Genomic DNA, 19,849 nt, shown 5'->3' on the forward strand with positions numbered 1-19,849 from the left:
GGCAGGGTCAGATGAAGCGCCACAGGTGGTCGGCGGTGCCGTTGTCGTCCCAGAGGACGGTCTGTGCTCCCTGGGCGGTGGAGGCGTCGGAGACGCCGAGGACGCGGCCGCTGTTGGCGCACTGGATCCTGAAGGCGTCGCCGCCGCCGTGGCGCAGGCGCCACCGGTGGTCGGCAGCGCCGTCGTCCGCCCACTGGACGATCCGGGCGCCGTTGGCGGTGGCGCCGTTCTCCACGGCGAGGACCTTGCCGCTGTGGGAGTTGCGCAGGCGCAGATAGCCGCCGGTGTCGACGACGGCCGTCCAGAGATGGTCGGCGGTGCCGCTGTCGTCCCACTGGATGGCGAGGCCGCCGTCGGCGGTGGACATGTTCCGCACACCGAGGACCCGCCCGCTGGCGACGTTCTGGATGCGCCTGGCGCCGTCGGGGACGAACTGCCACTGGCTGGTGGGGGCTACGGTGTCGGGCACCTGCACGGCTGCGGCGCCGTTGGCGCTGGAGCCGCCTTCGATGCCGAGCAGCTTGCCGGTGTGGACGTTTTGAAGCTTGTGGTAGCCGTTGCCTGAGTCGACGACGGTCCACCGGTGGTCGGCGGTGCCGGTGTCGGCCCACTGGAGGACCGGGGCGTTGTCGGCGGTGGACATGTCCTTCACGCCGAGGACCTTGCCGCTGTTGAGGTTGCGCAGCCGCAGTGCGGTGCCGTCGACGAGGAGGAGCCAGTCGTGGTCGGCGGTGCCGGAGTCGGTCCACTGCAGGGCGAGGCCCCCGTCGGCGGTGGACATGTCCCGGATGCCGAGGACGAGTCCGCTGGCCGCGTTGACGAGACGGAAGCCGGGACTGTCGGTCCGCCAGTAGACGGTGTAGTTGAAGCCCTGGGCGTCGTGGAACGGGCCGAGTTCGACCTTCGTTCCGTTGGCGGTGGCCGCGAACGCGAGGGCGGTGCTGCTGGTCCGGGTGATCGAGGAGGGGTCCAGGGCCGGGAGGGAGGACAGGGTGGTGCTGCCGTAGTTGCCGGCGAGGACGGCGGGGCCGTAGGTGATCGCCGCGACACCGGGGTTGTCGTTGGAGGCCTGGAGGGCCACGCGCATGGGGAGCTTCACGGTGACGGTGTCGCCGGAGGCCCAGGCCCGGGTGAGCGTGGCGTAGGTGCCCGGACTGGCCGTGACGCTCTGGGCGACGCCGTTGACGCTGACGGTGGCGCCCGAGGTCCATCCGGGGATGCGGATGCGCATCGACCAGGTCCCGCCGGCGCCGCCGGTGACCTTGAGCGTCGTGGTGTCGTCTGCCGGATAGGAGGTGGTCTGGGTGACGGTGACGCCTCGCTGGGTCCAGTTCAGGACGGAGGGGAGGAACAGGTTCACGGTGAGGATGGTGCTGCCGTCGTGGAAGTAGATGGAGTCCATCAGCTTTGTGTTGGACTCGATGCCCGTTCCCTGGCAGCACCAGAACGTGTCGTAGTCGGTGCTCCAGGTGCCGCCGCCCCACGCCGGGCCCTTGCCGCGGCGGCCGCCCGGGTCGAGGGGGGTGAAGTAGGTGACGTGCCCGTGCGGGTCGGCCGGGTTCTGGGCGCCGATGACGTGGTTGAGCAGGGCCTTCTCGTAGAAGTCGAAGTACGACGCCCGGCCGGGGTCCAGCTGCCACAGGTCTCGGGTCAGCTTGAGCATGTTGTAGGAGTTGCAGAGCTCGCAGGTGTCGGGGACGAGGAAGCCGGAGATGGCGTTCGGGGCCCGGAAGTGTTCCGCCTGGCTGTTGCCGCCGATGGCGTAGGTGTGCGAAGTGGTGCAGATCGTCCACGCGTTGGCGGCGATGTCGCGGTAACGGGTCGTCCCGGTGGCCTTGTACTCGCGGACGGCTCCGATCCACTTGGGCACCTGCGTATTGGCGTGCAGACCGTTCAATTGGTCCAGGTTCGCGGCGAGGGGGTCGAAGACCGCCGCGTGGTCGAAGCGCTGGGCGGTGGTCAGCCAGCGTGCGTCGCCGGTCTGTTGGTGGAGGTCGGCCAGCACGTCGTTCATGCCGCCGAACTCGACGCCCAACAACGACTGCATCTTGCTCTGGCTGAGCGCGGCGGTGCGCCGGTCGACCCAGCCGGCGAGCGCGAGGAGGACGTCGCGGGCCTGCGTGTTGCCGATGAGGCGCCACACGTCGAGCAGGCCGGCCATGGTCTTGTGGACGCAGTAGTACGGGACGTTGCCGTTGGTCAGCGTGCCTGCTTCGAGGCTGGTGAAGTCGGCCTCGGGGAAGCCCGACAGGTAGCCGGCGGAGAAGCCCGCGGTGGAGTTGTTGGCCTGGCACTTGGCGAGTTCGGCCACCATGCGGTCGGCCTTGTCGCGGCAGGTGGTGTCCCCGACCGCGGCGTAGGCCTGTGCCCATGCCGTGAGGAAGTGGCCCTGCACGTGGGTGCGGAAGGGGAACGCCGGGTCGTCCCATCCTCCGGTCGGGGTCGCGGCGTTGGTGGAGAGCCGGTGGTTGGCGCGGAAGTTGTACAGCAGCCGGTCGACGTCGATGAAGCGGAGATAGGCCAGGGTGCGGTTCTGATTGTCGAGCCAGCGGCTGCTGGTGAGCTGGACCTGACCCAGGTCGAACGGGAGCGCCGACACTCCGACGTCGGACCCGACCGGGGGCGTCTGGGCCGCGGCGGAGACGGTGTTGAGTACGGGGCCGACAGCCGCGGCTACGGCCGCGACGCCGGTCGCCTTGATCATGGCGCGGCGGCTGAAGGGGGGAACCGGCATGGCGAACTCCATGGTCCGTGAGAGATGAGGACGCCGCGCACAAGGGCTGTTGGGCTTCAACCGGCGGCTGCGAGGTCGGTGGGGGCGGCCGCCTGCTGCGCATGAGTGTTAGCGCTCACAATTGACGTGTCAATACTTTCGACGGGCGGCGCCGACAAGGCCGGCCCGCGCACCGCGCACCGCGCGCAGCTGCTCCGGGCGACCGATCCACTCCGGTGGCGTGCAACGCGCCACCTACACCGCGGTCAAATGCGGTCGGCTGGGCGGGAGGTGAGGTGCGAGCCGGCAGGTGGCGGACGCGGACCGCCACCTGGCCGCGGCAGCAGCGACGTCAGGGCCTGCCCGGCGGTTCCTGCGGGCTCGGGCTCGGGCTCAGGTACGTGATGTCGAACCACGCGAAGTGGGCTTGGTTGGTGGAGGGGCGGCCGTTGGAGGTGGCGTAGAGGCCGAGCTGGATGCTGGTGAACAGCGGAGTGAGGAAGGTGGCTTCGACGGTGGCCAGGTCCTGCCAGGCGCCGTCCGGTGCCGAGTGGGCGAAGGTGTGGCTGAAGCCGCGGATGCGGACCCCAAGGCGAACGGGGCCCGGGGGGAGGGGAGCGCCGGCCAGGACCTCGGCCCCGTGGCGGAGGCTGAGCCCTTCCGCGGTGCGGAGGAAGAGGAGATGGGTGTCGTCGTCGAGGACTACGGCGAGGCCCGCCTCTTCGTCCGGCGCGGCGGGGGTGAAGTGCAGTTCGGTGGAGACGTCGCAGTCGGGCTGTTCCTGGGGGCGGGCCAGGAGGGACGGGGTGGCGCGGTCGCCGAGGCGTTCGCGGCGGAGCTGGAGGCGGAGCCCGTCGCCGGTGGCCCAGAACCGCTCGGGCGGTGTGCGCAGGCTGCTCCAGTCCGGGGAGAGCGTGGCGAAGTCGTCGTGGACGGGGCGGCGTGGGTCGGTGTGGGCGACGGGGGAGAAGACCGGCCAGCCCGCGTCCCAGGTGATCCGGCTGAGGAAGGTCTCGCGGCCGAGGGCGGAGCCGGGGCGGACGCCCAGGAGGACGGCCCGCCAGTCGCCGTTCGGGGTCTGTACGAGGTCGGCGTGCCCGGTGCAGGTGACCGGGCCCTTGGCGGGCGGTAGCACCGGATTGCCGGGGGCGCCCTCGTAGGGGCCGGTCACGCGGTCGGCGCGGGCGGCCACCACGCTGTGGTCCACATCGGTGCCGCCCTCGGCGGTGACCAGTAGATAGGTGCCGCCGGTCTTGTACAGGTGCGGAGCTTCCGACCATCGGGCGCCGGGGTGGGTTCCCGACCACAGGACGTACTCGGGGCCGGTCAGCCGTCGCTCCCGGGGAAGGTATTCGCGCATCCAGATCTCGGTACGGCCCGCGGCTACGTCCACGACTCGTGCGGCGGTGAACCAGGCCCGGCCGTTGCCGTCGCCGTCCCCGTCCCCGTGACCGTCGCCGTGCCCGTGCCCGTGCCCATCGTCGTCGTCCGGCCCGTCGTCGAAGAACAGCGACGGGTCGAAGCCCTCGCCCTCCAGCCAGTGCGGCTCCGACCACGGCCCCGCCGGGTCGGTCGCGGTGACGACGAAATGGCCGGGGCCGTCCATCAGCGTGCAGACGAGGTGGAAGACCCCGTCATGGTGCCGGATCGTCGGCGCGAACAGGCCCCGGGAGGGCTCGCACCCGTCGAGGTCGAGCTGGGACGGCCGGTCGAGCGCGGAGCCGATGCGCCGCCAGTTCATGAGGTCGCGGCTGTGGAAGACGGGAAGGCCCGGGAACCATTCGAAGCTGGACGTCACCAGGTAGTAGTCCGCTCCCACCCGGCAGACGGACGGGTCGGGCCGGAACCCGGGCAGCACGGGCTCACCGAAGACGGGATCATCGAAGAACGCGGTCATGAAACCGGCACGATCTCGACCGGCACGGACAGCACCCGGTCGGCCGCCGGGTGACGTACGGGGCCCTCCAGGGTGAAGGAGCCCTGGAGCGGAAGATCGCCGCTGGACCGTCCGACGGCCACGCCGATCTCCCCGGGCTCCACTCTTCTGCGCAGGTCGAGCCCGGTGAAGGAGGTCCGGTCGGCATGGACGGAGAAGGTGATCCGGGCGGCCGCGCCCGGCCCCAGTTCGACCCTGGCGAATCCGGCGAGCCACCGCTGCGGCCGGACGACGGAGGCCACGGGGTCGGAGAGGTACAGCTGGACCACCTCGGTCCCGGCCACCTCGCCGACGTTGCGTACGGTGACCGACACGGCGACGGCGCCGTCCGTCGCGGCGACCGGATCCACGGAGAGCTCCGAGCAGGTGAAGGTGGTCCAGCTCAGCCCGTGTCCGAACGGGAACAGCGGGGTGGGGTCCACCGAGCTCCAGTCGGTGTGCCCGCCGAGCCTGCCGTGCAGGTAGGTGCCGGGCTGGCCGCCGACCTGGCGGGGGATGGAGACGGGCAGCCGCCCGGACGGTTCCGCGGCGCCGCTGATGATCCGGGCCAGCGCCGTCCCGCCCTCCTCGCCGGGGAAGAAGGCCTGCACCACGGCCGATGCGCGCTCGGCCAGCGTGCCGAGCGCGTAGGGCCGTCCGGAGACGAGGACCAGGACGGTCGGCACCTCCGAGTCCAGAAGGGCGGAGGCCAGTGCGGCCTGGTCGCCGGGCAGGTCGAGGGTTTCGGCGTCGCAGCCCTCTCCGGAGGTGCCCCGGCCGAACATGCCGGCCCGGTCCCCGAGCACCAGCAGGTTCACGTCCGGATCGTCCGCGGTGACCGTGAACCCGGCGGCGGTGAGCGCCTCGCCGAGCGTCGGGATCTCCAGCCCGAGGTCGCCTGGCAGCGCGACGTGGTTGGGGAAGGAGTAGCAGCCGAGGAAGGACTGGGGGTCGTCGGCGTAAGGCCCGCTGATCGCGACCCGGCACGGCCGCAGCGGCAGGATGCCGTCGTTGGCGAGCAGCACGGTGGATCTTTCGGCCAGGAGCCTGGCCAGTGCCCGGTTCTCCGGCGGGTCGAGGTCGACCGGCTCGGGCTTGACGGGCTCCCAGTCGGGGTCGAGCAGGCCGAGCTCGGCCTTCTGGAGCAGGACCCGTTCCGCGGCCCGGTCGATGAGCTCCTCGGACACGGTTCCCGCCCGCACGAGCTCGGTCAGCGGCTCGCCGTAGCACCGGGCCGTGGGCAGTTCGACGTCGATCCCGGCGGTCAGCGCCAGTGCGCCGGCCGCGCCCCGCGATCCGGCGACTCCGTGCCGGGTCTCCAGGAAGGAGACGGCGTAGTAGTCGGCGACGACCACACCGCTGAACCCCAGCTCGCCCCTGAGCAGTTCGGTCAGCAGCCGCTCGTCGGCAGCCACCGGGACGCCGTCCACGTCGGTGTAACTGTTCATCACCGACCGGGCGCCCCCCTCGCGCAGTGCCCGTGCGAAGGGCTCGACCAGGACGTCGGCGAACTCGCGCGGTCCCGAGGCGACGGGGGCCATGTTCCGGCCGCCGCGCGAGGCCGAGTACCCGGCGAAGTGCTTGAGGGTCGCCACGATCCCGGCGCCCTCCAGGCCCTGCACATAGGCGGTGCCGATCGCTCCGACGAGATAGGGGTCCTCGCCGATGCACTCCTCGGTCCTGCCCCACCGGTAGTCGCGGACCACGTCGAGCACCGGGGCCAGCCCCTGGTGGACGCCGACCCGCCGCATCCCCGCGCCGATGGCGGCGGCCATCCGGCGCACGAGCCCGGGATCGAAGGAGGCGCCCCAGGCCAGCGGCCCGGGGAAGACCGTCGCCCCGAACGTCATGAACCCGGTCAGGCACTCTTCGTGAGCGACCGCCGGTATCCCGAACCGGCCGGATCCGGTCACCTGCCGCTGGAGCGAGGCGAGCCGTTCCATCCCGGCCTCCGCGGTGATGGGCGCGGTGCCGTACACCCGGGTGAGCTGGCCGAGGCCGTGGGCGACGATGTCGTCGAGGCCGGGCGCGGACTCCCCGGAATCGTCCTCCATCGGCGCGACGGGTGCGCCCGGATCCGAGGGCAGCGCCCAGAAGCCGGCGAGCTGACCCGCCTTCTCCTCCAGCGTCATCCGTTTCAGCAGATCGGCGACTCGTAGGGGCACGGGCAGGAGGGGGTCACGCCAGGGCTCGGTCAAGGAAGACTCCTAGTGCTGTGGCCGGGAAGGTTTGCCGGGTCGCGGTGTTCGGTGCGATGGAAAGGTGCCGTGCCGGGCGCCGCGACCCGGTGGACCTTTCCGGTTACGGCGCTAGGAACGGGGCGGGGCGGTGGAGAGGCGGACCTTGAGCTCGGTCGAGAGCTCCATCCGGGGGCTGACCAGGGGCTGGCCGTCCAGGAGCTGGAAGAGCGTGCGGGCGGCGAGCCGGCCCATCTCCTCCAGCGGCTGGCGCACCGTCGTCAGCGGCGGGGACAGCCAGTCGCACATCGGCAGGTCGTCGAAGCCGACCACGCTGAGGTCCTGCGGGATGCTCAGTCCGCCCTGGCGGGCGGCTTCGTAGACGCCCATCGCCTGCTGGTCGCTGCCGGCGAAGATGGCGGTCGGCGGCTCGGGGAGGGCGAGCAGTTCCCGGGCGCGCTGGAACCCGCCCTCGTGCTGGAAGTCGCCGAACCGGATCAGGCCGCGGTCGACCTCGATCCCGGCCCGCTCCAGCGCGGCGCGGTACCCGTCGATGCGGGCCTGGCTGCAGAGCATCTCCTTGCGCCCGCCGATCGCGGCGATCCGGCGGTGCCCCAGCTCCAGCAGGTGTTCCGTGGCGGCGAGGCCGCCCGCCCAGTTGGTCGCGCCGATGCTCGGCACACCGTTGCCCGGCAGGTCGATCGGGTCGATGACGACGAGTGCCACCCCGGCCTGTTCGATCTGGGCGCGCTGGGCCTGGGTGACCGAGGCGGTGACGAGGATGACGCCGTCGCTGTGGTGCAGGACCGGCAGCGCGGCCCAACTCGAAGGCGTGGCCTCGCCCGGCGGGACGAGCGACACGACGGTGCCGACGCTCCGCTGGGCGCACTCGGCTTCGACGCCGCGCAGTATTTCCACTGCCCAGGCGCTGTCCAGCCCGCCGATGATCAGGTCGACCAGGCCGGACCTGCGGGCCCTGGCCTGCGCGCCGGGGTGGAGGTAGTTGTGGGAGCGCAGCAGGCCTTCGATCCGTTCGCGTGTCGCGGGTGCGACGTCGGAGCGGCCGTTGACCACCTTGGACACGGTGGCCTGTGAGACCCCCGCCTCAGCGGCGATGACGGCCAGGGTCGGGCGCTGCTCGCTCAACTTCTCTCCTCCGCGCGGACGCCTTGAGGACGCCTTGAGTTGGCGACAGGTATCGCAAACTTTCGAAGAGTTTCCGGTCGGTGTGACCTGGTTGTCAAGCCATAAGTGGGTTGCTGCGGACGGAAATTCGGTGAGAAGGCTTGACCGGGGGGCTTCACGTTCCTAGTTTGTGGCAGCACGAATTCGAGAATGTTACGAAACATTTTCGAACTGAACCGGCATTCACCACCCCGGAGGTCCCATGGCCAGCACACCCCCGAGTCGACGAAGCTTCCTCGCGCTCTCGGGCCTGACCGCTCTGTCCGTCTCGCTCACCGCAGCCTGCGGCGGCGGGGGCTCCGGCTCGGGGTCGGCGGCCGACGGCAAGGTGACCTTCGCGTGGTGGAACATCGCCACGACGGAACCGGGCAAGTCCCTGTTCCCGGAGATCTCCTCGGCGTTCACGACCGCTCACCCGAACATCACGATCAACACGACCTCGTTGGAGAACGAGGCCTTCAAGTCCAAGCTGACGGCCAACACTTCGTCGGGCAAGCTCCCCGACGTCTTCCAGACCTGGGGCGGCGGCGTTCTGCGGCAGCAGATCGACGCGGGGCTGGTCGAGGACCTCACCGAGGAGTTCGGGTGGTCGTCCGAGCTCACCCCGGTCTCGCTGCAGGCCTATCAGTTCGAGGGCCGGACCTACGGGGTGCCCTACGACGTCGGCATGGTCGGTTTCTGGTACAACAAAAAGCTCTTCGCCCAGGCCGGGATCACCGCTCCGCCGGCCACCTGGGCCGAGTTCCTCGAAGACGTCAAGAAGCTCAAGGCGGCCGGCGTCACTCCGATCGCCCTCGCGGGCAAGGAGAAATGGCCGGGCCACTACTACTGGGCCTACCTCGCGATGCGCGTCGCCGGCCTCCCCGCGCTGCAGCAGGCCGCGACCACCAAGGACTTCACCGGCGCCGGCTTCGTCCAGGCGGGCACCCACCTCAAGGAGCTGGTCGACCTCCAGCCGTTCCAGACGGGCTTCCTCGGCGCCGGCTACTCCGCCCCCGGCGGCCAGGCCGCGACCATGGGCAACGGCAAGGCCGCCATGGAGCTGATGGGGCAGTGGGCGCCGTCGGTGCAGAAGGACGCGGGCGCGGACCTCGGAGCGGACCTGGGCTTCTTCCCCTTCCCAACGGTCGAGGGCGGCGTCGGCCAGGCCACCGAGGTGTTCGGCGGTGGCAGCGGCTTCGCGCTGCGCAAGGGCGCCCCGAAAGAGGCGCTGGACTTCCTGAAGTTCTTCGTGCTGGAGAACGAGTCGAAGCTGCTGGCCTCCAACGGCTACCTGCCGGTGGTCAAGGGCGCGGAGAGCCAGCTCACCGAGCCCAACAGAAAGGTGGTGGCCGACAGCCTGGTCAAGGCGACGGGCTTCCAGCTCTTCCTCGACCAGGCCTACCCGCCCGCGGTCGGCCAGGAGGTCAACGACAGCGTCGCCGACCTCATCGCGGGCAAGAAGACGCCCGAGCAGGTCACCAAGTCGATCACCGAGGCTGCGAAGGGTGCCTAGCTCCGTGTCCACCCTGACCGAGGAGCGGACGAAGGACGCCGTGCCGGCGCTCCCGCCAGCCCCGGCACGGTCGCTCCTGCGCGGGTTGGGAAGCTGGGCGTCGGTCGCCTGGTTCCTCGTCCCGGCTCTGGTCCTCTTCCTCGTCTTCGTCCTCGCCCCGATCGTCGTCGCCGTCTGCACCGGCTTCTTCAAGTGGGGCGGGATCGGCCCCCTGGACGACTTCATCGGCTTCGGGAACTACGCCGCGCTCTTCCGCGATCAGGTCTTCCTCGGCGATCTGAAGCGCGGGCTGTACCTGATCGCCCTGTCGATCACGGTGCAGTTGCCCTTCGCGCTGTTCACCGCGGTCCTGCTCAACCAGCGGCTGCGCGGCCGGGCCGTCTACCGGATGCTGTTCTTCGCGCCGTACATCCTGTCCGAGGTGGTCACGGCGGTCCTCTTCACGATGATCTTCCTTCCCGGTGCCGGCATGGCGGACCATCTCGCCGGCGCCCTCGGTCTGGAGGGGCTGCAGGGGAAGTGGCTCGCCGATCCCTCGACGGTCATGCCGACCCTGTTCGTGGTCATGACCTGGAAGTACTTCGGCTTCCACATGATGCTCTTCCTCGCCGGACTGCAGAGCATTCCGGGCGAGGTCCTCGAAGCCGCCTCCATCGACGGCGCGGGCGCATGGCAGCGCTTCCGGCACGTGACGCTGCCGCTGCTCGGCCCGACGATCCGGATCAGCGCCTTCCTTTCGATCATCGGGGCCATCCAGCTCTTCGACCTGGTCTGGGTCATGACCGCGGGCGGGCCCAACCACTCCTCCGAGACGATGGCGATCTCGATGTTCCAGTTCGGGTTCAAGCGCTACCAGGTCGGCTATGCCAGTGCGATCAGCGTGGTGATGTTCATGATCAGCCTGGTCTTCTCCCTCTTCTACCAGCGCTACGTGCTCCGCCGTGACCTGAGCGGGGCCGTCACCTCGGGAGGTGGCCGATGAACGCACGCAGGACGGCACGCGGCCTGTCGCTGCACGCCGTGGTCTGGCTGATCGGCGCGTTCGTCGTCGTGCCGCTGGTCTACGCGGTGATCTCCGGGTTCAAGAGCACCGGCGAGCTGACGACCAACCCGTTCGGGCTGCCCGAACACTGGAAGACCGGCAACTACACCGGCATCCTCGGCGACGGAATGTTCTGGCGGCAGATCGCCAACAGCGCGGGCATCGCGATCGGCACGACGTGCTGCACGGTGGCGGCTTCCGCGATGGCGGCGTTCGTACTGGCCCGCTACGCCTTCCGGGGCAGGGAGCTCTTCTACACGCTGTTCACGATCGGGCTCATGTTCCCGTTCGCAGTGGCCGTCCTGCCCTTGTTCCTGCTGCTGCGCAACTTCGACCTGCTCGACAACCCGCTGGGAGTGATCCTTCCGCAGGCGGCCTTCGGGCTCCCCATGACGATCATCATCCTGCGCGGCTTCTTCCGGACCATCCCGGCGGAGGTCGAGGAGGCGGCGATCATGGACGGCTGCGGCAAGTTCCGGTTCTTCTGGAAGATCCTGCTGCCGATGGCGCGTCCGGCGCTCGGCACGGTGTCGGTGCTGGCGATCGTCGCGAGCTGGAACAACTTCTTCCTGCCGCTGCTGGTGTTCAACGACCCGAAATGGCAGACGATCCCGGTCGGAGTCCAGCAGTTCCAGGGCCAGTACTCGACCGACTACGCGCTCGTCCTCGCCTACATCGTGCTCGCCATGGTCCCCGCCCTCGCGTTCTACGCCGTCGCCGAGCGGCAGTTGATCGGCGGCCTCACGGCGGGCGCCACCAAGGGCTGACCCGTCCCGCACGACCTCCACCCCCGAGGAGACATGGTGAAACGTCTGATCGCACTGGCAGTCCCATTTTTGTTAGCGTTAACATCACAGGCCGTGGCCGCCCCCGCCCCCGCCCCCGAGCGAAGCGGCAGCGCCATCGACTTCCGCACGGCGCTCCAGCCCATAGACGGATTCGGCTTCTCGATGGCCTTCCAGCGGGCCGACCTGCTGCACGGCGCGCGCGGCCTCAGCCCGGCCAAGCAACGCGAAGTGCTCGACCTGCTGTTCAGCAAGGACAAGGGCGCGGGCCTTTCGATCCTGCGCCTGGGCATCGGGTCGTCGACCGACAAGGTCTACGACCACATGCCGACGATCCTGCCGACCGATCCCGGCGGGCCGGACGCCACGCCGAAGTACGTCTGGGACGGCTGGGACGGCGGCCAGGTCTGGCTCGCCAAGGAGGCCAAGTCCTACGGCGTCAAACGGTTCTACGCCGACGCCTGGAGCGCCCCGGCCTTCATGAAGACCAACGGGAGCGAGAACAACGGCGGCGAGCTGCGGCCCGAATGGCGTCAGGCCTACGCGAACTACCTCGTGCAGTACGCGAAGTTCTACCGCCAGGAAGGCATCGGGATCACCGACCTGGGATTCACCAACGAACCCGACTGGACGGCGACCTACGCCTCGATGCGGTTCACCCCGCAGCAGGCCGTCGACTTCCTCAAGGTGCTCGGGCCGACCGTCCGCGCATCCGGACTGAAGACCGGGCTGGTCTGCTGCGACGCCGCGGGCTGGGACCGGCAGGTCTCCTACACCGAGGCCATCGAGGCGGACCCCGCCGCCGCCAAGTCCGTGCGGACCGTCACCGGCCACCGCTACAGCGGTCCCACCGCGGTCCCGCAGCCGACCGACAAGCCCGTGTGGATGTCGGAATGGTCTCCGGACGGCGCCACCTGGAACGAGAACTGGGACGACGGCACCGGATACGACGGTCTCGCCGTCGCCGCCGACATCCAGAACACCCTGACCGTCGGCAACGCCAGTGCCTACGTCTACTGGACCGGCGCGTCCCTCGGCGCGACCCGGGGACTGATCCAGCTCGCCAACCCCGGTGACGACTACCGGGTGTCCAAGCGGTACTGGGCCCTGGCCGCCTTCAGCCGCTTCATCCGCCCCGGCGCCGTCCGCGTGCCGGTCACGAACGCCGACCCGGCACTGCAGATCACGGCCTTCCGCAACACCGACGGCAGCCGCGTGATCGAAATCCTCAACACCGCGACTACCGAAAGCTCCGCCGAGTTCTCCCTTCGCGGCGGCCACGACCGGCACCCCGACGGCTACGTCACCGACGGGACCCGCTCGATCTCCCCGGCCGACATCGTCTCCACGCACGGCACGGCCCTCACGGCGACGCTCGCCCCGCGCGCGCTGACCACGATCGTCCTCGACTGAACCGCCCGCACCCCGAGGAGTAACCCGCCATGTCCCTTCACCTGTCCGCTCCCGTGTCCCGGATCCTCACCGCCCTGTCCGCCGCCGTCTGCCTTTCGGCCGGCCTCGCCGCTGCGCCGGCGGCCGCCGAGCCCCGTCCCAGGACGCTCGGCGAACTGGCCGCGAAGCACCACAAGTACTTCGGCTCCGCCACCGACAACCCCGAGTTCACCGACGCCGCCTACCTGAAGCTCCTCGGCAGCGAATTCGGCCAGACCACCCCCGGCAACGCCATGAAGTGGTACGCCACCGAGCCCGAGCGCGGAGTCTTCGACTTCACCGACGCCGACAAGGTCGTCTCGTTCGCCAAGGCCCACCACCAGAAGGTCCGCGGCCACACCCTCATCTGGCACAACCAGCTCCCCGCCTGGCTCACCGAGGGCACCTGGAGCGCCGACGAGCTGCGCGCCATCCTCAAGAACCACATCCAGACGGAGGTCCGGCACTTCAAGGGCCAGGTGATCCAGTGGGACGTGGTCAACGAGGCCTTCAACGATGACGGCACCTACCGCGAATCGCTCTTCTACAAGACGCTCGGCCCCGGCTACATCGCCGACGCCCTGCGCTGGGCCCACGAGGCCGACCGGCACGTCAAGCTGTACCTCAACGACTACAACGTCGACGGCATAGGCCCCAAGAGCGATGCCTACTACACCCTGATCAAGCAGCTGAAGGCCGACGGGGTCCCGGTGGAGGGCTTCGGCATCCAGGGCCACCTGGCGCTCCAGTACGGCTTCCCAGGCGACGTCCAGCAGAACATGCAGCGCTTCGCCGACCTCGGGGTCGACGTCGCGGTCACCGAGCTCGACATCCGGATGGCCCTCCCCGCGACCCCGGAAAAGCTCGCCACCCAGGCCACCTGGTACGCCGACTACGTCAAGGCCTGCCTGGCGGTCGAGAAGTGCGTCGGCGTCACCATCTGGGACTACACGGACAAGTACTCGTGGATCCCCTCCGTCTTCCCCGGCGAGGGCGCGGCGCTGCCCTACGACGAGAACCTGATGCCCAAGCCCGCCTATCACTCGATCAAGGAGGTGCTGGGCGGATGATCAGGACGGCGATCGTCGGAACGGGCGGGATCGCGGGCATCTGCCACGTTCCGGCCCTCCGCGCGCAGGCGCACCGGGCCCGGATCGTGGCAGCCGTCGACGTGGACGCCGCGCGCGCCGAGGAGTTCGCGGCCGAACACGGCATCCCCGCGGTCTACACCGACCTGCACACGATGCTCGAGGAGCAGAGTCCGGACGTGGTGCACCTGTGCACGCCTCCGTTCCTGCACGCCGAACAGGCCGTGGCCTGCCTGGAGTCGCAGGCGTGGGTGTGGTGCGAGAAGCCGGTGGCCCTGTCGCTGGCCGAGCTCGACCGGATCCGCCGCGCCGAAGGGCCCGCCCGCGCGGGCGCGGTGTTCCAGCACAGGTTCGGCTCGGGGGCCCGGTACCTGCGCGACCGGATCGCGGCCGGGACCCTGGGCCGTCCGCTCGTCGCGCAGTGCGTCACGGCGTGGCACCGCGACGACGCCTACTACGACGTGCCCTGGCGCGGCACCTGGGAGAACGAGGGCGGTGGCCCGACCCTGGGGCACGGCATCCACCAGATGGACCTGATGCTCGCGGTGCTGGGCGAATGGAGCGAGGTACGCGCGATGGCCGGCCGCCTCGCGCGCGAAGTCCAGACCGAGGACGTGTCCGCGGCCCTGGTCCGGTTCGACAACGGAGCCATCGCGACGGTTCTCAACAGCGTCCTTTCCCTGCGCGAGGAGAGCTACCTGCGCTTCGACCTCACCGACGCCACGGTCGAGCTGCGGCACCTGTACGGCTACTCCAACGCGGACTGGACCTTCACCACGAGGTCGCCGGACGTGAAGTGGGAGCCGCCGGACGACGTGCCCAGCTCGCACACCGCCCAACTCGCGGCCTTCCTGGACGACTACGAGGCGGGGACCCCGCCCGATCCCGGCAGGCCCACCATGGAACTGGTCACCGCCCTGTACAAGGCCGCGATCACCGGCCGGCCGGTCCGGCGCGGAGAGATCGACGCGGCCGACCCGTTCTACGGCTCGCTCAACGGAGGGCGCCCGGGGGTGTTCCGGTGACCTTCGAACTCCTCGAGAACGAGGACTCGCTGACCGTCCGGGCCCGCGACATCGACCTCTTCCGGTACGTGCACCGGCCGGTCATGGACCCCTTCGAGGCCCCGAAGCCCTACCTGCATCCGGTGCGCACGCTCGCCGGCGACGTGGTCACCGGGTACCGGCCGCACGACCACCGGTGGCACAAGGGCATCCAGATCACGGCGTCGTGGCTGTCGGGACAGAACTTCTGGGGCGGCGGCACCTACCTGCGCGGCCAGGGCTACGTGGACCTGCCGAACCTCGGCACGATGCGCAGCCTCGCCGTGTCCGCCGAAGCGGGCCACGGCCGCGCCGTGATCACCGAAGCCCTGGCCTGGCACACGATGGCGGGGGAGCACTGGATCGACGAGCGCCGCACGCTGACCGCACACGACGTCGGGGCCGACTTCTGGACCCTGGACGTCACCACCTCGCTGACCAACGTCCGCGACAGCGCTCTGATGGTCGGCAGCCCCGGCACGCAGGGCAGAGAGCTCGCCGGGTACTCCGGCCTGTTCTGGCGCGGCCCGCGCGAGTTCACCGGCGGCGAAGTGATCGGCCCCGCGATGGGCGAGCAGGGCGACTGGCTGGCCTTCATCGGCGCGCACGACGAGGTCGACCGCTCCTCCACGCTGCTGTTCCTGGACGATCCCGACGCCCCCGGCCACTGGTTCGTCCGCAGTGAGCCCATCCCCGCCGTCAACCCGTCCCTGGCCTTCGACAAGGAACTGCCACTGGCCCCCGGCGACACCCTGTCGCGCCGCTACCGGATCGTCGTGGCCGACGGCGCATGGACCCCCGGGCGCCTGTCCCGCCACATCGCGGAACACCCGTGGTGACCCCGCTCCCCGGCGGCGTGGGGATCTCCGGGTTGACCGTCTATGACTGGGAGGCCGCCGACGGGCTGTGCGGTGGCACGCCCCACATGCACCTCGTCTGCTCCGAGGCCTACGTCGTCATCGACGGCGCGGGCAGCGTCCAGACCCTCACCACCTCCGGTTTCGACGAGACCCCGCTGCTCCCCGGCGACGTCGTCTGGTTCACCCCCGGCACGATCCACCGCCTCGTCAACGACGGCGGCCTGCGCCTCGTGGTGCTCATGCAGAACAGTGGACTCCCCGAGGCGGGCGACGCCGTCTTCACCTTCCCCGCTCCCGTGCTGGCCGATCCCCACGCCTACCGCCGGGCGGCCGGCCTGAGCGGCGACCGTTCCGCAGCAGCCCGCCGCCGCCGCGACCTGGCACTGGAGGGTTTCCTGGCCTTGCGCGAAGGCGGGCTGCGGGAGTTCCACATCGCGGCCCACCGCCTGAAGAGCGAGCTCCTGGACGCCTGGCGGATCCGCTGGCGTGACGGCGCCCTCGCCGCGGCCGTCACGACCGGCCGTCAGCTGGAACGGCTGAAGGCCGGAGACCTCTCCCACCTCGACCACGGCGCAGTGTCACGCCTGGAGCGCCCGGAGCACCAACGCTTCGGCATGTGCGGCCGCCTCCACACCTATCCCGTCCCCGACCCCTCAATGCGTCCGCCCCGCGGGCCGTCGGGGTCACCCCGCCCCCACCCCCCGAAGGAGCCCTTCTGATGTGGTCCCGCCATCCATCCCCGGTCCACCTGAGACGACGCCTGCTCGCCGTCCTCACGCCCTTGCTGCTCCTGGTCGCCTTCCTCGGTGTGCAGCCCGCCGGCGCGGCGACGGCCGTCGACCCCAACGCCTCGTACGTGCTGGTCAACCGCAATAGCGGCAAGGCCCTGGACGTCTACAACCTGGCGACCAATGACGGCGCCCGCATCACCCAGTGGACCCGGAACGATCAGAACCAGCAGCAGTGGCAGTTCATCGACTCGGGCGACGGCTACTACCGCATCAAGTCCCGACACTCCGGCAAGGTGCTGGACGTCCAGAACAAGTCCACGGCGAACGGCGCCGCGATCGTCCAGTGGGCCGACGTGAACGGCACCAACCAGCAGTGGCGGCTGGCCGACAGCTCGGACGGCTACGTGAGGTTGATCGCGCGCCACAGCAACAAGGCCCTCGAAGTACAAGGCGGGTCCACCGCCGACAACGCGAACATCGTCCAGTACGACGACTGGGGCGGCACCAACCAGCAGTGGCAGCTCGTCCGGGTCGGCGCCGGCACCCCCGGCTCGTGTGGTCTTCCGTCGTCCTACCGCTGGACCTCGACGGGCGCGCTGGCGCAGCCCAAGCCCGGCTGGGCCTCGCTCAAGGACTTCACCGTCGTCCCCTACAACGGCAAGCAACTCGTCTACGCGACGACCCACGACACGGGAAACAACTGGGGCTCGATGAACTTCAGCCCGTTCACCAACTGGTCGGAGATGGGATCGGCCAGCCAGAACACGATGTCGAGCGGCACCGTCGCGCCGACGCTGTTCTACTTCGCGCCGAAGAACATCTGGGTGCTCACCTACCAGTGGGGTGCGACCGCGTTCTCCTACCGGACGTCGAGCGACCCCACCAACCCGAACGGCTGGTCATCACCGCAGGAGCTCTTCTCCGGAAGCATCGGCACCGGAGCAGCACCCATTGACCAGACGATCATCGGTGACGACCAGAACATGTACCTGTTCTTCGCCGGTGACAACGGCAAGATCTACCGGGCGAGCATGCCGATCGGGAACTTCCCGGGCAGCTTCGGCTCTTCGTACACGACGGTCATGAGCGACACGGTGAAGAACCTGTTCGAGGCGCCGCAGGTCTACAAGGTCCAGGGCCAGAACCAGTACCTCATGATCGTCGAGGCTCGGGGTGCGAACGAGCAGCGCTACTTCCGCTCGTTCACGGCCTCCAGCCTGAACGGTTCATGGACCCCGCAGGCCGCCACCGAGAGCAACCCCTTCGCCGGCAAGGCCAACAGCGGTGCCACCTGGACCAACGACATCAGCCATGGCGAACTGATCCGCACCACTGCCGATCAGACCATGACCGTCGATCCCTGCAACCTGCAGTTGCTCTACCAGGGACGCAGCCCCAACTCCGACGGCATCGACTACGGCCTCCTGCCCTACCGGCCGGGTCTGCTGACACTGCAGCGCTGACGGAGTGACACGGGTCCGGCTCCGCGGCGGAGCCGGCGCGGCGGGCTCGGCGGAAGGCCGAGCCCTGAGCACCGGGTTCATGAGGTGGCCGGTCCACCCCATGAACCCGGTCTTCGATTCGCCAAGGAGCGATCTTCATGAGCAGGAAACGAAACCGCACGCTGCTGACCATGGCGGCCCTGGCCCTGGCCGTGGCCTCCACGCTCACCTCCGCCCCACAGGCTCAAGCGCTCGACAACGGCGCGGGCCGCACCCCGCCGATGGGGTGGAACACCTGGAACACCTTCGGCTGCAACATCAACGAGACGCTGATCCGCCAGACTGCCGACTCGATGGTCAGCTCCGGCATGCGCGACCTCGGATATCAGTACGTCGTCGTCGACGACTGCTGGTTCGACCCGACCCGCGACTCCGCCGGCAACCTGCAGGCCAATCCGTCGAGATTCCCCAGCGGCATGAAGGCCCTCGGTGACTACCTGCACACCCGGGGCCTGAAGTTCGGCCTCTACCAAGCACCTCTGGACCGGACCTGCGCCCAGTACTTCGGTTCCTATCCGGGTGCCACCGGCAGTCTCAACCACGAGGTCCAGGACGCCCGGCAGTTCGCCGCCTGGGGCGTCGACTATCTCAAGTACGACTGGTGTTCCCCCACCGGCACCATCGACGACCAGGTCCGCACCTTCGCGAAGATGCGCGACGCCCTGGCGGCCACCGGTCGGCCGATCCTCTACAGCATCAACTCCAACAGCATCCACGAGAAGACCGGCCCGCAGCGCAACTGGGGCGACGTCGCCAACATTTGGCGCACAACCGAGGACATCACCAACGTCTGGAACTCCGGTCAGAGCAACGGCTATCCGATGGGCGTCCAGAACATCGTCAACGTCAACGCGCCGCTGTCGGGCTACGCCAAGCCGGGGCAGTTCAACGACCCCGACATGATGGTGGTCGGCCGGGGTGGCATGACCGACACCGAGATGCGCAGCCACTTCGCCCTCTGGGCGATGATGGCCGCTCCACTGATCGCGGGCAACGACATGCGGAACATGGACGCCGCGACCGCCACGATCATGAAGAACCAGAACCTGATCGACCTCAACCAGGACCCGCTCGGCCTCCAGGCCACCCAGGTCAGCAACGACGGCACCCGCCGCATCCTGGCCAAACGGCTGAGCAACGGCGACGTCGCGGTCGCGCTGTTCAACCAGGGCGGCAGCGCGACGACGATCAGCACCACCGCCTCGGCGATCGGCTTGTCCGGCAACTCCTTCAGCCTGCGTGAGAGCTGGACGAACGCCGTCACCTCGACCACCGGAGCCATCTCGGCGAGCGTGCCGGCCCACGGCACCGTGGTGTTCCGGGTCAGCGGCGGAGCGCCCAACCCCGCGTCCACGATCCAGGGAGTGGGGTCGGGAAGATGCCTCGATGTCGCCGGAGCCTCCCAGACGAACGGAACCCGGGTGGACATCTGGGACTGCCACGGTCAGAGCAACCAGCAGTGGACCTCCACGGCGGCCGGTGAACTGCGGGTCTACGGAAACAAGTGCCTCGACGTGAACAACAACGGCACCGCCGACGGCAGCAGCGTGCTCATTTGGGACTGCAACGGCCAGGCCAACCAGAAGTGGCGCTTCAACACCGACGGGAGCATCACAGCCCTCGGCGCGAACAAGTGCCTGGACGTACCCAGCAACTCCACGGCCAACGGCGTCCATGTCCAGATCTGGACATGCAACAATGCCGCCAACCAACGGTGGAGCCGAGTCTGACAGTGGCGATCCCCTCATGACACCCGAGCGGCTTGGTTTCGACTGGGAACGTCTACGCGAGTGTCATGGATCGGGTGTCTGTACCGATCAAGGGAGACACCGGAAACGGATCGGTCGGTGATCCGGCGTACCGCGGTCAGCAGGCGGCGTTG

At 69.5% G+C, this 19,849-nt stretch carries 14 protein-coding genes; 10 read left to right on the plus strand and 4 right to left on the minus strand.

The features are described 5' to 3' along the window. Positions 1-7: 7 nt before the first annotated feature. The 4 genes from OG490_RS36540 to OG490_RS36555 form a co-directional block, all read right to left on the minus strand. Entirely contained in the window at positions 8-2,734 is a 2,727-nt protein-coding gene (locus OG490_RS36540) for a beta-L-arabinofuranosidase domain-containing protein (RefSeq protein WP_443065918.1), read from the minus strand. A 331-nt stretch (positions 2,735-3,065) separates the two neighbouring features. After that, the gene (locus OG490_RS36545) at positions 3,066-4,610 is read right to left on the minus strand and encodes a glycoside hydrolase family 43 protein (RefSeq protein ID WP_330300571.1); all 1,545 of its coding nucleotides are present in this window, start codon (positions 4,608-4,610) and stop codon (positions 3,066-3,068) included. Next, positions 4,607-6,826: a glycoside hydrolase family 3 N-terminal domain-containing protein gene (locus tag OG490_RS36550; protein WP_330300572.1), complete on the minus strand. Its 2,220-nt coding sequence runs from the start codon at positions 6,824-6,826 to the stop codon at positions 4,607-4,609. The genes OG490_RS36545 and OG490_RS36550 overlap by 4 nt, the downstream gene beginning before the upstream one ends. Before the next feature lie 111 nt (positions 6,827-6,937). Then, complete coding sequence (locus OG490_RS36555) at positions 6,938-7,951, minus strand: LacI family DNA-binding transcriptional regulator (protein ID WP_330300573.1); 1,014 nt, start codon at positions 7,949-7,951, stop codon at positions 6,938-6,940. Positions 7,952-8,192: 241 nt separating this feature from the next. Here OG490_RS36555 and OG490_RS36560 point away from each other — a divergent pair, with 241 nt between their 5' ends. The 10 genes from OG490_RS36560 to OG490_RS36605 all read left to right on the plus strand — a co-directional run bounded on the left by OG490_RS36560 (position 8,193) and on the right by OG490_RS36605 (position 19,697). Next, positions 8,193-9,485 carry an extracellular solute-binding protein gene (locus tag OG490_RS36560; protein WP_330300574.1) on the plus strand — a complete coding sequence of 431 codons (1,293 nt, stop codon included), beginning with the start codon at positions 8,193-8,195 and terminating at the stop codon, positions 9,483-9,485. Then, positions 9,478-10,467 (plus strand): carbohydrate ABC transporter permease, encoded by a 990-nt coding sequence (locus OG490_RS36565; protein WP_443065919.1) that lies wholly within the window; start codon positions 9,478-9,480, stop codon positions 10,465-10,467. Before OG490_RS36560 ends, OG490_RS36565 begins: the two co-directional genes overlap by 8 nt. Next, positions 10,464-11,294, plus strand: a complete 831-nt coding sequence (locus tag OG490_RS36570; RefSeq protein ID WP_330300575.1) for a carbohydrate ABC transporter permease — start codon at positions 10,464-10,466, stop codon at positions 11,292-11,294. Before OG490_RS36565 ends, OG490_RS36570 begins: the two co-directional genes overlap by 4 nt. Positions 11,295-11,387: 93 nt before the next feature. Next, positions 11,388-12,725: a glycoside hydrolase family 30 protein gene (locus tag OG490_RS36575; protein ID WP_330300576.1), complete on the plus strand. Its 1,338-nt coding sequence runs from the start codon at positions 11,388-11,390 to the stop codon at positions 12,723-12,725. Between the two features lie 29 nt (positions 12,726-12,754). Beyond that, positions 12,755-13,813 (plus strand): endo-1,4-beta-xylanase, encoded by a 1,059-nt coding sequence (locus OG490_RS36580; RefSeq protein WP_330300577.1) that lies wholly within the window; start codon positions 12,755-12,757, stop codon positions 13,811-13,813. Beyond that, the gene (locus tag OG490_RS36585; protein ID WP_330300578.1) at positions 13,810-14,856 is read left to right on the plus strand and encodes a Gfo/Idh/MocA family protein; all 1,047 of its coding nucleotides are present in this window, start codon (positions 13,810-13,812) and stop codon (positions 14,854-14,856) included. Before OG490_RS36580 ends, OG490_RS36585 begins: the two co-directional genes overlap by 4 nt. Next, a complete protein-coding gene (locus OG490_RS36590; RefSeq protein WP_330300579.1) occupies positions 14,853-15,713 on the plus strand; it encodes a PmoA family protein in 861 nt (286 codons plus the stop codon). Before OG490_RS36585 ends, OG490_RS36590 begins: the two co-directional genes overlap by 4 nt. Continuing rightward, on the plus strand, positions 15,665-16,453 hold the full coding sequence (locus tag OG490_RS36595; protein ID WP_330300580.1) for a cupin domain-containing protein: 789 nt from the start codon (positions 15,665-15,667) through the stop codon (positions 16,451-16,453). Before OG490_RS36590 ends, OG490_RS36595 begins: the two co-directional genes overlap by 49 nt. Next, a complete protein-coding gene (locus OG490_RS36600; protein ID WP_330300581.1) occupies positions 16,453-17,928 on the plus strand; it encodes a non-reducing end alpha-L-arabinofuranosidase family hydrolase in 1,476 nt (491 codons plus the stop codon). Before OG490_RS36595 ends, OG490_RS36600 begins: the two co-directional genes overlap by 1 nt. Before the next feature lie 137 nt (positions 17,929-18,065). Continuing rightward, positions 18,066-19,697: a glycoside hydrolase family 27 protein gene (locus OG490_RS36605; RefSeq protein WP_330300582.1), complete on the plus strand. Its 1,632-nt coding sequence runs from the start codon at positions 18,066-18,068 to the stop codon at positions 19,695-19,697. Positions 19,698-19,849 lie beyond the last annotated feature (152 nt).

This window comes from Streptomyces sp. NBC_00503 (genome assembly GCF_036346895.1).
Lineage (GTDB): Bacteria > Actinomycetota > Actinomycetes > Streptomycetales > Streptomycetaceae > Streptomyces.